The 13,051-nt window shown below is 53.6% G+C and carries 12 protein-coding genes; 8 read left to right on the top strand and 4 right to left on the bottom strand.

Annotated elements, in window-relative coordinates; genetic code table 11:
- Positions 1-81: 81 nt before the first annotated feature.
- The gene (locus AC6EMZ_RS15760; protein WP_498403530.1) at positions 82-1,602 is read left to right on the top strand and encodes an alpha/beta hydrolase; all 1,521 of its coding nucleotides are present in this window, start codon (positions 82-84) and stop codon (positions 1,600-1,602) included.
- Here AC6EMZ_RS15760 and AC6EMZ_RS15765 read toward each other — a convergent pair.
- Positions 1,532-2,743 carry an MFS transporter gene (locus tag AC6EMZ_RS15765; protein ID WP_498403531.1) on the bottom strand — a complete coding sequence of 404 codons (1,212 nt, stop codon included), beginning with the start codon at positions 2,741-2,743 and terminating at the stop codon, positions 1,532-1,534. The two genes, AC6EMZ_RS15760 and AC6EMZ_RS15765, sit on opposite strands and share 71 nt — an antisense overlap.
- A 92-nt stretch (positions 2,744-2,835) precedes the next feature.
- Here AC6EMZ_RS15765 and AC6EMZ_RS15770 point away from each other — a divergent pair, with 92 nt between their 5' ends.
- Positions 2,836-3,276: a winged helix-turn-helix transcriptional regulator gene (locus tag AC6EMZ_RS15770; RefSeq protein ID WP_498403533.1), complete on the top strand. Its 441-nt coding sequence runs from the start codon at positions 2,836-2,838 to the stop codon at positions 3,274-3,276.
- 145 nt (positions 3,277-3,421) lie between these two features.
- On the top strand, positions 3,422-4,654 hold the full coding sequence (locus AC6EMZ_RS15775; RefSeq protein ID WP_498403534.1) for a diguanylate phosphodiesterase: 1,233 nt from the start codon (positions 3,422-3,424) through the stop codon (positions 4,652-4,654).
- Positions 4,655-4,656: 2 nt separating this feature from the next.
- Here the strand turns inward: AC6EMZ_RS15775 and AC6EMZ_RS15780 are convergent, their stop codons facing one another.
- A complete protein-coding gene (locus AC6EMZ_RS15780; protein WP_498403536.1) occupies positions 4,657-5,421 on the bottom strand; it encodes a hypothetical protein in 765 nt (254 codons plus the stop codon).
- A 1-nt stretch (position 5,422) separates the two neighbouring features.
- Complete coding sequence (locus AC6EMZ_RS15785) at positions 5,423-5,620, bottom strand: hypothetical protein (protein ID WP_498403537.1); 198 nt, start codon at positions 5,618-5,620, stop codon at positions 5,423-5,425.
- A 143-nt stretch (positions 5,621-5,763) separates the two neighbouring features.
- Between AC6EMZ_RS15785 and cscK the strand changes: the two genes are divergently transcribed.
- The 5 genes from cscK to AC6EMZ_RS15810 all read left to right on the top strand — a co-directional run bounded on the left by cscK (position 5,764) and on the right by AC6EMZ_RS15810 (position 12,244).
- Positions 5,764-6,657: a fructokinase gene (gene cscK / locus AC6EMZ_RS15790; RefSeq protein WP_498403538.1), complete on the top strand. Its 894-nt coding sequence runs from the start codon at positions 5,764-5,766 to the stop codon at positions 6,655-6,657.
- A gap of 176 nt (positions 6,658-6,833) precedes the next feature.
- Positions 6,834-8,351 carry a carbohydrate porin gene (locus tag AC6EMZ_RS15795; protein ID WP_498403540.1) on the top strand — a complete coding sequence of 506 codons (1,518 nt, stop codon included), beginning with the start codon at positions 6,834-6,836 and terminating at the stop codon, positions 8,349-8,351.
- 68 nt (positions 8,352-8,419) lie between these two features.
- Positions 8,420-9,790: a sucrose-specific PTS transporter subunit IIBC gene (locus tag AC6EMZ_RS15800; RefSeq protein ID WP_498403541.1), complete on the top strand. Its 1,371-nt coding sequence runs from the start codon at positions 8,420-8,422 to the stop codon at positions 9,788-9,790.
- Positions 9,790-11,199 (top strand): sucrose-6-phosphate hydrolase, encoded by a 1,410-nt coding sequence (locus AC6EMZ_RS15805; protein WP_498403543.1) that lies wholly within the window; start codon positions 9,790-9,792, stop codon positions 11,197-11,199. The genes AC6EMZ_RS15800 and AC6EMZ_RS15805 overlap by 1 nt, the downstream gene beginning before the upstream one ends.
- A gap of 28 nt (positions 11,200-11,227) precedes the next feature.
- Entirely contained in the window at positions 11,228-12,244 is a 1,017-nt protein-coding gene (locus tag AC6EMZ_RS15810) for a LacI family DNA-binding transcriptional regulator (protein ID WP_498403544.1), read from the top strand.
- A gap of 17 nt (positions 12,245-12,261) precedes the next feature.
- Here the strand turns inward: AC6EMZ_RS15810 and AC6EMZ_RS15815 are convergent, their stop codons facing one another.
- Positions 12,262-13,032 (bottom strand): (S)-acetoin forming diacetyl reductase, encoded by a 771-nt coding sequence (locus AC6EMZ_RS15815; RefSeq protein WP_498403545.1) that lies wholly within the window; start codon positions 13,030-13,032, stop codon positions 12,262-12,264.
- Between the last annotated feature and the right edge of the window lie 19 nt (positions 13,033-13,051).

The following is a 13,051-nucleotide window of genomic DNA, read 5'->3' on the forward strand; positions in this document are numbered from 1 at the left end:
CCATCAGCCCTTCACTTTTTTGGCGCGACGCTGGGTTCTCTTTTATGATAACGATACATTTATGAGGGAAGGGACATCGGAATGGCAAATCTGCCGTGGCGGATACGAGTACGCTTGTTAACCATTTTAAAAACGACAGCGTTAGCATTGGGCGTTTTATTGGTTGTCCTGCTGGCCGCCGGAATCTATACATCACAAACTGGACCCACTCTACAGCCATGGCACACCTGGACCGGGCATGAGATGTCCGCCCGTGAGATCGACAAAGCGAGCTTTGGTGACTATCTGGCACAGGAGAAATCCGTTTTCCTCGATTTACAAACTGAGGTGACCAACAAACTCGTGGGCGATGAGAAGACCCCATTAAGCCGCTATTACCGAAATAGCCCGGTTTGGTCAGGGCAGTTTCTTGATGACGGTAATCGATCGTTTGTATTGATGCCAGAAGGACATCCCAGGGGCGTTGTTGTCCTCATGCATGGTTTAACTGACTCACCCTACAGCGTAAAAAGTATTGCTATTGATTATCAACAGCATGGGTTTATCGCCGTTGTGCCGCGTCTGCCTGGGCATGGAACGGCTCCCGGTGCGCTCACCCGTGTGCAATGGGAAGACTGGCTGGCGGTCACCCGTCTCGCCGTGCGCGAGGCGACGCGCCTTGGGGGCAAAGGCGTACCGCTACATCTGGTGGGATACTCCAACGGCGGGGCGCTGGTTATGAAGTATGCGCTCGACAGCCTCAACGACACATCGTTACGCCAGCCCCAGCAGATTGTATTGCTCTCGCCAATGATTGGCGTCACGGCATTTGCGCGTTTCGCCGGGCTGGCAGGCATCCCGGCAATACTGCCTGCATTTGCTAAATCGGCCTGGCTGAATATCGCCCCGGAATACAATCCGTTTAAATACAATTCATTTCCGGTGAACGCTGCGCGTCAGTCGTGGTTACTGACGAAAGCGCTGCAACAGCAAATGAGTGAAGCTGCCCGTCAGAATCGTCTCGCCGCGCTGCCGCCAGTGCTGACCTTCCAGTCAATCATGGATTCAACGGTCAGCTCGCGCGCCGTGGTGAATACGCTGTATAACGTGCTGCCTGCCAACGGTAGCGAACTGGTCATTTATGACATTAACCAGGCGGCCAGTTTCCGCCCGCTGTTCAGACCCACTGCCTACGATGCCGTTAATGCACTGCTGCCGCCGGCACCGCGCCGCTACGGTACGACGGTTATCACCAATGCGTCCCCGAACACTTTCGCAACCGTCGCGCGCAGCACGCCAGCGGGAGAACGGGACGAAAACGTGCAGCCGCTGGGGATATCTTATCCTGCTGATATCTTCTCGCTGTCGCATGTCGCCATACCGTTCTCGCCGAGCGACGATCTTTACGGAAGTCATCCGGCAGATCCTCGCCGCTACGGCATCAATCTGGGCACGATTTCTCTGCGCGGTGAAACGTCAGTGCTGGTGGTCAGCATGGATTCGCTGATGCGGGTGACCTCAAACCCCTTTTATGACGATATGGTGGCACGAATCAACCAGCGACTGCCGAGCTGCACTGATTGCGATCGACCCGATACCAGTACAGTAACGCCAGCGCGCTGAGCATTGCGCCCAGCGAACACACGCCCGGCCACCCGTAATGGCTCCAGAGCTGGGTGGCCAACAGCGCGCCGCAGGCGCTGCCAATAGAGTAGAAAAACATGTATGCGGCGACCAGGCGGCTGGTCGCCTGCGGATTTCTGGCAAAAATCAACGTCTGGCTGGTGACGTGAACGGCCTGTACAGCAAAGTCGAGCATGACAATGCCCACCGTTAAGGCGAGAAGTGACGTCCCACCCCAGAAAATCGCCGCCCATGACAGCAAAAGCAACACCAGAGCCGCGCCTGTTACGCGTTGCCCAAGGCCTCGATCCGCTAAAATACCGGCTCGTCTTGCGGCCAGGGCTCCGGCAATTCCCGCCAGACCAAAGAGCCCAATGTGTGCGGTGCTCAGATTGTACGGACGCTGACTTAGGGGGAAGACCAGCGAGGACCACAGCACGCTAAAGTTCATGAAAATCAGCATCGCCAGTATCCCACGAGAGCGAAGCTCGGGGATCTGCCGCCATAGCGTAATGACGGAAAACAAAAGCTGGCGATAGGTTTGTGCAGGACGTGGCTTGCGGTCTTGGGGCGCTGCGTGCAGAAATATGACGGCCATGATGAACATGGCACCGGCAGATACCAGCAGAGTTCTGCGCCAGTCCAGCCATTCGGTCAGCACACCGGAGATCAGACGTGCCAGCAGGATCCCCAGCACAATGCCGCTTGTCACCATGCCGGTGGTTTGCCCGCGTTTATCCGGGTGAGCGAGAGCGGCGGCAAAGGCGACGATAATCTGGACCACGACCGCCATCATTCCCACTAAGGCCAGCGTTCCACTTAACCCGTACAGCGAGGTCGTCATAGCGGCGAGGACTATAAATACAACACTCGCCATCAGCATCGCCACGACCAGATATTTGCGGTTTAAGCGGTCGCCAAGCGGAACCAGAAGCAGCAGGCCCAACGCATACCCGAGTTGCGTCGCAGTAATAACAATCCCCATTTTTCCCGTCTCTTCAACAAACGTTGCGGCAATCTGGTTTAGCAGGGGTTGCATCATGTAGACGTTCGCCACTGCAAAAGCGCACAGCGCAGCAAACAGGAACGCCATTCGCGACGTCAGGTAAGCGTCCTGAACACGGTCTTCAAAGCAGGTCATTTGCATTGCCCCTTAATCTGGTTTTAAATAACAACCAGATGATCAATAACCATTCTGGTTTTTATTTGCAACTAGTTTTACGGGATTGACCTATGACGCATGAAGATACGTTTGTAAAAACAACCTGTCCGGTCGCACGGGCGGTCGATTTACTTGGCGATCGCTGGGTGTTGATGATTCTTCGCGACGCCTTTGACGGACTTCGCCGTTTTTCTGACTTTCAGAAAAGCACGGGGGTGGCCAAAAACCTGCTGGCCGCGCGGTTAAAATGGCTTGTCGAGGCGGGTATTTTTACCCAGGTCCCCGTGAACGAAGGCGCGGCGTACCATGCCTATGCACTCACACCCAAGGGGAAATCTTTATTTCCTTTGATTTTGAGTTTGCGCCAGTGGGGTGAGGAGCATCTTTTCCGTGATGGTGAACCCATGTCGCGGCTTGTGGATGCTGAGCAACAGCCGATTGCAAAACTCGTTGTCACCAATGCGAGCGGCAAAAAACTTGAGCCCGAAGATATTCAACGTCTTCAGCCGTAACGAAGCAGACCGCAATCACATTCATCATTCTTATGTTTGTGGCGAAAATCTTCGAAGAAAATATAGAGGGTACCGATAGGCGGCGTTCAGAAAGTATGATAAACAGACGCTTAAATGCGCAAATATTAATACAGGACACCTTATTGTGCTGACAACCATCATTTATCGAAGTCAGTTGAATTCATCCTGTGGAACAATTCCGCTTCTCACCATTGTGGAAGAGGCGAAACATCGCAACGCGGCGCTGAATATAACGGGTATTTTGTTGTTTAACGGTGTCGATTTCCTGCAAATTCTTGAAGGAACCGAAGAGAGTGTTGTGAAGCTCTTCCATAAAATCCGCGCAGATGAACGACATCACTGCGTTGTTGAGCTCATGCGCGATTACGGCCCAAGACGACGGTTTGAAAATGTCGGCATGCTGCTGTTTGATCTTCAAAAAGAGACGGCCAAATCGGTCATTGAATCCGTTTTGCGCTACAGCAAACTGGAAAGCTATTTGACGTCTGAAGATCGGGTCTTCAAATTTATTCAAACCTTTATCACTCAAGGAAAACAACCCGATATCTGCGTTGATTTTCTACCCGATAACTGGACGCTTGAAGCCGAACTGGCTCCGTTTGGGGAAGGGGTTAACGGGCTGATTGACAATCAAATCTGTCAGTTCGCATTCCAGCCGATCGTCGATCCTTCTGAGGGTAAAATCACCTCACTTGAAGCGCTCATCCGTGGCAACGATGGCGGGAGCCCAGAACGATTTTTCAACGCTATTGACCAGGAAAAAGTCTACGAGGTCGATCTCCAGACCAAAGCCTATGCTTTTGCACTGGCCGAAAAGATTGGCATTGGGAATCATAAAATTGCGATTAATCTGTTGCCCATGTCGCTGGTGAATGTGCCCGGTGCCGTGCAATTTTTGCTGGATCAGATTGCGAAATATCACCTTCAGCCGGAGCAGGTGGTGATCGAAGTGACAGAAAACGAGATGATTTCTGGCTTTAATCAGTTTAATAGTGCCATCAAACAGCTGCGCGCAGCGGGGATTGGGCTGGCAATCGATGATTTTGGCTCAGGCTATGCCGGGCTTTCTCTGCTCACCAAATTCCAGCCGGATAAGATTAAAATCGATCGCGAGATTGTCAGCGACATCCACACGAGTGGGCCAAAGCAGGCGATTGTGAAATCCATCGTGAGCTGCTGTACCGATCTGGAAATCACGCTGGTGGCCGAAGGGATTGAAAAAATGGAAGAGTGGTGCTGGCTGGAATCAGCAGGGATCCGGCGTTTCCAGGGCTTTTTATTTGCGCGCCCGCAGTTGAATGGCGTAGGCGATATCCAGTGGCCACAAGTTGCCAGTACACATCGCCCTACGCATTAACATCATGAATGCGAGCGGTTGATCCCCATCGCCAGTACCTGCGCGGGGTCAAAAAGCGATAAGCTCTCTACCTGCCCAAGCAGAATCACTTTGCGAAAATCCAGGGCAGATTGTGGCTCGGAGACTAAAGTGATCGCCTTATCCGCGTACCAGGCGCTGTAGTTATGCTCGATATGCAGATCCAGGGTTTTCGCATCGCGGTAGCCGCTAAGCATCGGGATCAGCACGATGTTATTCGCCTCGCCGCTATCGAAGGTCGCGGTATGAATCATACCAATGTAGATACGCTGAGACTTAAGCGTGACCCACGCCAGATCGCCTTTCTCCATACACTGATAAAGTAGCCCCTCCACGCCATTTGCGCGTGAGAGATGCTTATAAAGCTCGCGACGTCCGTGAATATCCAGCCGTGCGCTCTGAGACCAGTTGGAACGCCAGAGGCAAAACAAGACGGCGAAGGCCAGCATAATCACAACCGGTGCCTGGATACCTAAAAAGCTCCAGTTCATGAACGTCATGTGATAGTGGTGTTGTTCCGGGCCGAACAGAGAAGGCAGGGCGTTTGATACCAGCGAGCCCCCTAAAAGGACAAGCCATAATATTCCCGTTGCCAGTATGCCCTGTAAAACAAATATACAGCCGTAAAGGGCGACTAAAAAATAGACATCCCAGCCAAAGCTACGCTTGAATTTAAATCGAGTGGAAAGATCGTGGCTGGTGTACCAGTAGCCGCACACCATCAGTACCATAAATATCGCAGTCCCCATCTCAGGCCCTCTTCAGCGCATCAACATGACGGCTAAAATCATCCTGAACATGCTTACAGTGGATATTCACAGACGTATTGCCGTCGGCATCGATGACAATACGTTCCCCGTCATCAATCGCTTCCTGTATTTCACTGTGGCTCATCACCTGGAGCAATGCATCCGGGCTGGCAAACAACGAACGAATCATTTTCTTCATCAATTAATAACCTCCGGAAAAGAAGTATAGAGAAAGGGTTTGCGTTAAGGGTAAATGTCAGACATATCCGTTTCGATTTCCCGTTTTGGTGGGATGTGCTTAAATAGCTAAAACGGTTTAACTAAGTTTAGCTTGAGGTGATCATGAAAAAGATTTGGGTACTTGGTGATGCGGTGGTCGATCTACTCCCCGATGAGGAAGGCAAACTATTGCAATGTCCTGGCGGTGCGCCTGCCAACGTGGCCGTGGGTGTTGCACGTCTGGGGGGAAAGAGCGGGTTTATTGGCCGGGTGGGTGACGATCCCTTTGGGCGATTTTTGCGCAAGACGCTCAATCAGGAGAAGGTCGACACGCATCATATGCATCTCGATTTACAGCATCGTACTTCAACCGTGGTGGTAGATCTGGCACCGGATGGGGAGCGATCGTTCACGTTTATGGTTCGACCCAGTGCCGACCTGTTCTTAGTCCCGGCTGACTTACCCGTTTTTCAGAAAGGGGAATGGCTGCACGTTTGCTCGATTGCACTTAGCGCCGAGCCAAGCCGTTCGACTACGTTTCGCGCCATGGATGCAATCAAAGAGGCGGGAGGTTACGTCAGTTTCGACCCTAATATCCGAGCCGATCTCTGGCAGGATGGCGAAGTGCTCCATGATTGCCTGGTGCAGGCGCTGCGAAAGGCCGACGTTGTTAAGCTCTCGCTCGAAGAGTTGATTTTTTTGAGCGGGCATCATGACCTGGAGCAAGCTCTCACGCGGCTGGTCAATGAATATCATCTCCCTCTGGTGCTGGTCACACGAGGAAAAGAAGGGGTTATCGCCTGGCACGACGGGCAGATAAAAACCTTTGAAGCCGAGCCAGTCAACAGTGTCGATACCACTGGTGCGGGTGATGCCTTTGTGGCCGGCTTGCTGTTTGGGCTCTCGGCTGAAAACGCTGATTTCACCGCAACGCTGGCTCTGGCGCAACGCTGTGGGGCACTCGCTACCACGGCAAAAGGGGCAATGACCGCACTGCCTTATTATCAGGATCTTTAATGCTTTGCCTCTCCCAGACCGCGTTCCGGCGGTCTGAATTGTCGCCCAGGTCACATTTACTAAACCGGTTTAGCAAAAAGGGTTGCCCTGCCAAAATTGGACGGTTTAGTATCATCAACCTAAACCGGTTTAGCAATTTAGCAACTTTCAATAACCTCTTTTAGGGATGCGACATAATGTATAAGAAACGCAGACTTGCCGTGATGATTGGCATGCTGGCCGGCAGTGCGTCCGTATACGCTCAAACGGACATGAACAGTATTGAATCTCGTCTCGCCGCACTTGAGCAGCGTCTGCAGGATGCAGAGAGCCGTGCTAATGCGGCAGAAAAACGTGCGACCGTAGCGGAACAAAAAACGCAGCAGCTGGTGGCGGTTCAGCAGCAAACACAAACCTCCACTCAGGAAGTGGCGCAGCGTACAGCGGCGCTGGAGAAAAAGTCCGATCAAACCAGCGGCTTTGAATTCCACGGCTATGCACGCTCCGGTTTGCTGATGAACGATGCCGCCTCCAGCAGCAAAAGCGGGCCGTATCTGACCCCAGCCGGCGAAACTGGTGGTGCGGTAGGGCGTCTGGGCAACGAAGCGGATACCTACGTTGAGCTGAACGTGGAGCATAAACAGACGCTGGAAAACGGCGCGACCACCCGCTTTAAGGCGATGCTCGCCGACGGGCAGAAAACCTATAACGACTGGTCCGCGGATTCCAGCGATCTGAATATTCGTCAGGCCTTTGCTGAGCTTGGCAGTTTGCCAGACTTCAGCGGCCCGCTAAAAAGCAGTACCTTCTGGGCCGGTAAACGCTTTGACCGCGATAACTTTGACATCCACTGGCTCGATTCCGACGTGGTGTTCCTCGCCGGGACCGGCGGTGGGGTGTATGACGTGAAATGGGATGACGATTTTCGCAGTAACTTCTCAATCTACGGGCGTAACTTTGGTAGCGAAGAGGAGATCGACAATAACGTTCAGAACTACATCCTCAGCATGAACCACTTTGCCGGGCCATTGCAGGTGATGGTCAGCGGAATGCGTGCCAAAGATAATGAAGACCGTAAAGATGCCAATGGCGATCTGATCAAAACCGATGCTGCCAATAATGGCGTACATGCCCTTGTCGGCCTGCATAACGACAGTTTCTACGGCCTGCGCGAAGGCTCGGCAAAAACCGCGCTCTTATACGGCCATGGTCTGGGTGCAGAAGTGAAAAGCATCGGGTCCGACGGGGCGTTGCTGTCTGAGGCCGATACCTGGCGCTTTGCCAGCTACGGCGTAACCCCGCTCGGCGGCGGCTGGCATATCGCTCCGGCGCTGCTGGCGCAAAGCAGTAAAGATCGCTACGTCAAAGGTGACAGCTACGAATGGGTGACGCTCAACACGCGTTTGATCAAAGAAGTGACGCAGAACTTCGCGCTCGCTTTCGAAGGTAGCTATCAGTACATGGATTTGAATCCGGAAGGGTACAAAGACCGCAACGCTGTTAACGGTAGTTTCTATAAGCTGACCTTCGCCCCGACGTTAAAAGCGGGCAAGATTGGCGATTTCTTCAGCCGACCAGAACTGCGTTTATACGCAACCTGGATGGACTGGAGCAGCAAACTGGATAATTACGCCAGCGATGATGCCTTTGGCAGCAGCGGCTTCAACGCGGGTGGGGAATGGAACTTTGGGGTGCAGATGGAAACCTGGTTTTAACCCTTTACGCTCCCGCTATGCGGGAGCGTCACTTACATCATAAAAAATGAGTTCAGGTAGAGGTGTCTATGGATTTTGATAATATCGCCCGTGCGCTTATTCCGCTGCTGGGCGGCAAAGAGAACATCGCCAGCGCCGCGCATTGTGCAACGCGCTTACGTCTGGTGCTGGTTGACGATGCCTTGGCCGACCAACAGGCCATTGGCAAGGTTGAAGGGGTCAAAGGGTGTTTTCGTAACGCCGGACAGATGCAGATTATTTTCGGCACTGGTGTGGTGAATAAGGTTTACGCAGCCTTTATTCAGGCGACCGGAGTGGGGGAATCGAGCAAGTCAGAAGCCGCCAATATCGCGGCGCGTAAGCTCAACCCGTTCCAGCGTATTGCGCGACTGTTGTCGAATATCTTTGTGCCGATTATTCCGGCGATTGTCGCCTCCGGCCTGCTGATGGGCTTGCTCGGCATGGTGAAAACCTACGGCTGGGTCAATGCCGATAACGCTATCTACATCATGCTCGATATGTGTAGCTCGGCGGCGTTTATTATTTTGCCGATCCTGATTGGCTTTACCGCCGCGCGTGAGTTTGGCGGTAATCCGTATCTCGGCGCGACGCTCGGCGGGATCCTGACGCATCCGGCGCTGACCAATGCCTGGGGCGTGGCCTCCGGGTTCCATACCATGGACTTTTTCGGCTTTGAAATTGCCATGATTGGCTATCAGGGCACGGTGTTCCCGGTCCTGCTGGCGGTATGGTTTATGAGCATGGTTGAAAAGCAGCTGCGTCGGGTGATTCCTGACGCGCTGGATCTGATCCTGACGCCGTTCCTGACGGTGATCATCTCCGGTTTTATCGCACTGCTGATTATCGGTCCGGCGGGCCGTGCGCTGGGCGATGGCATCTCTTTTGTCCTCAGCACGCTGATTGAACATGCTGGCTGGCTTGCCGGACTGCTGTTTGGCGGTCTTTACTCGGTGATTGTGATTACGGGTATTCATCATAGTTTCCATGCTGTTGAGGCCGGTTTGCTGGGTAATCCCTCCATTGGCGTTAACTTCCTGCTGCCTATCTGGGCGATGGCGAACGTGGCGCAAGGTGGTGCTTGTCTGGCCGTCTGGTTCAAAACTAAAGACGCAAAAATTAAAGCCATTACGTTGCCATCGGCATTTTCTGCCATGCTGGGGATTACCGAGGCGGCGATTTTCGGGATCAACCTGCGCTTTGTGAAACCGTTTATTGCGGCGCTGATTGGCGGCGCGGCGGGCGGTGCCTGGGTGGTTTCAGTTCATGTGTATATGACCGCCGTGGGTTTAACTGCGATCCCAGGCATGGCCATCGTGCAGGCCAATTCGCTGCTTAACTATATCATCGGCATGGCGATCGCCTTTGGCGTGGCGTTTACCGTCTCCCTGCTGCTGAAATACAAAACGGACTCTGAATAATGACGCTTCCTTCCCGCTGGCCTGCCGTATTACAGGCCGTTATGAAAGGGCAGCCGCGGGCGTTGGCTGATGACCATTATCCACAATGGCATGCCGCTCCCGCCACTGGCCTGATGAACGACCCTAACGGTTTTATCTGGTTTGCAGGACGCTACCATCTGTTTTATCAGTGGAATCCGCTGGGCTGCGATCATCGCTATAAATGCTGGGGCCACTGGAGTTCTGCCGATCTGATTCACTGGCAGCACGAGCCGATGGCGCTGATCCCCGATGAAGAGTACGACCGTAACGGTTGCTACTCCGGAAGCGCCGTCGATAACCACGGCGTGCTGACGCTGTGTTATACCGGCAACGTTAAGTTTGAGGATGGCGGTCGCACCGCGTGGCAGTGTCTGGCGGTGCAAAACGCAGCGGGGAGCTTTGATAAGCTTGGGCCGGTGCTCGCTTTACCCGAGGGATACACCGGGCACGTCCGCGACCCTAAAGTGTGGCAGCACGACGGCTTCTGGTACATGGTGCTGGGCGCGCAGGATGTACAAAAGCGTGGCAAAGTGCTGTTGTTTAAATCCACCGACCTCCGGACCTGGGACGCCTGTGGTGAAATCGCCGGACATGGCGTGAACGGTCTCGCCAATGCGGGCTACATGTGGGAATGCCCGGATCTTTTCGCGCTGGACGGGACACACGTCCTGATCTGCTGCCCGCAGGGGTTGGCGCGTGAGCCGCATCGCTATTTGAATACTCATCCATCGACCTGGATGAGCGGTGATTTTCACTATGACGATTTCAGATTCGAACATGGCGCGCTGCACGAGCTGGATGCCGGGTTTGAGTTTTATGCCCCGCAAACCACTCTGGCGGCTGACGGTCGACGAATTTTGATTGGCTGGATGGGCGTTCCAGATGGGGAAGAGATGCTACAGCCAACGCGTGAGCACGGTTGGATCCATCAGATGACCTGCCCGCGCGAGCTGCGCTTCCACAACGGTAAACTGTGGCAAACGCCGATTCGGGAGCTGCAACAACTGCGAGGAGACGAGCATCTGTGGCAGGGACGCTCAGACGCCGCACCGTTACTCAATGCGAATAGCATCGAGTTTGAACTTCGAACGGACGCGCCAGTTAGGGTGAGTATTGCCGATACCCTGTGGCTAAACCTGGAGGAGAACGGGATCACGCTTGAGCGTAAAAGCCTGCAAAACGACGAAACGCTGACGCGATACTGGGATGGCGCGGTGACATCGTTGCGTGTCCTGTGCGATCGTTCGAGCGTAGAAATTTTCATCAACGACGGCGAGGCGGTCATGAGCAGTCGCTATTTTCCTTCCCATCCGGCGCAGATACGCTTCGAAGGTGCGTCCGTCATCACATTACGCTACTGGTCGCTGCGCGCCTGCATGATAGAATGAGGGTTTTGGTAGCTGGGTCTAAGTCGTTGTGAGAAAAACAAAACGCGTCACCATTAAAGATATCGCGGAACTGGCAGGGGTTTCAAAAGCCACTGCCAGTCTGGTCCTGAACGGTCGTAGCAAAGAGCTGCGTGTAGCAGAGGAAACCCGCGACCGCGTGATGGCTATCGCTAAGCAGCATCACTATCAGCCCAGCATTCACGCGCGGTCGCTGCGTGATAATCGTAGCCATACCATCGGGCTTGTCGTCCCGGAAATGACTAACTACGGTTTTGCCGTTTTTTCTCATGAACTCGAAACCTTGTGCCGCGAAGCAGGGGTCCAGTTGCTTATCTCCTGCACCGATGAAAATCCCGGACAAGAAACCGTGGTGGTCAACAATATGGTGTCGCGTCAGGTTGATGGCCTGATTGTTGCCTCCAGCATGCTAAACGATGCCGATTACCAAAAGCTGAGCGAACAACTCCCGGTAGTCCTGTTCGATCGGCATATGAATGACAGCTCCTTGCCGCTGGTCATGACGGATTCCATTACGTCGACCGCACAGCTGGTATCAGAAATCGCCCGTCAGCATCCTGACGAAGTCTATTTTCTGGGGGGGCAACCGCGGCTCTCCCCGACGCGCGATCGTCTCGATGGATTCAAACAGGGTCTTGCTATGGCCGGGGTCGAATTACGGCCCGAATGGATTATTCACGGTAACTATCACCCAAGTTCCGGCTATGAAATGTTTGCCGAACTGTGCGCACGACTCGGCCGCCCACCAAAAGCCATTTTCACTGCGGCCTGTGGGTTGCTGGAAGGGGTACTGCGCTACATGGGGCAGCATCATCTGCTGAAAAGCGACATGCGCCTGGCAAGCTTTGACGATCACTATTTGTATGACTCGCTGACGATCCCCATTGATACGGTAAGCCAGGATAATCGCCAACTGGCGTGGCACTGCTTTGATTTAATCGGGAAGCTGATTGAAGGGGAAACGCCTGAACCGCTACAGCGCAAACTGGATGCAACGTTGCAGCGGCGTTATAAAACGGCAGAATAAATCTGCCGTTTGACCGTTTAGTTCATCACCATTCCGCCGTCTATTAGCAGCGACTGGCCGGTCATGTAATCAGAATCAGGTCCGGCCAGGAAGGAGACGCAGGCGGCCACATCCTCCGGTTCCGATAACCGTCCCAGAGTGATTCGTTTGGCAAATGATTCGGTCCCGTATCCCAGTGGTTTACCGGCAGCCTCGGACACCTGGCGATCGATTTCATCCCACATAGGGGTTTTAACAATCCCAGGACAGTATGCGTTAACGGTGATGCCTAACGGAGCAAGATCACGTGCACCCGTTTGCGTTAGCCCCCGAACGGCAAACTTGCTGGAGCTGTAGACGGCAAGCTCAGGATTGCCGGTATGACCCGCCTGTGAACACGCGTTGATAATTTTGCCGCCATGCCCCAGTTTTTTGAAAGACTCAATGGCGGCCTGCATCCCCCAGATAACGCCTTTGACGTTGATGTTATAGACCTTATCGACAATCTCAGGTGTGATCGACTCAATAGGCGTTGAAGGCGCAATCCCGGCATTGTTGATAATAACGTCGAAGCCACCCAGCACCTCCCGCGCGTGCTCAACCGCGGCAAAAACCTGTTCACGGCGAGACACATCGACTTTGACCGCGACCGCACGTCCACCGTGTTGATTGATTTCATCGGCGACCGCCTTTGCCGTCTGTTCGTTGTAATCGGCAATGGCTACCGCAAAACCGTCTTTTACCAGGCGAAGCGCAATGGCTTTACCGATCCCCTGGCCGGAGCCAGTGACAAGTGCGACTTTTTGCATATCTTTATCCTTTAGTTGA

This window comes from Enterobacter sp. SCRI0065, from assembly GCF_059766475.1.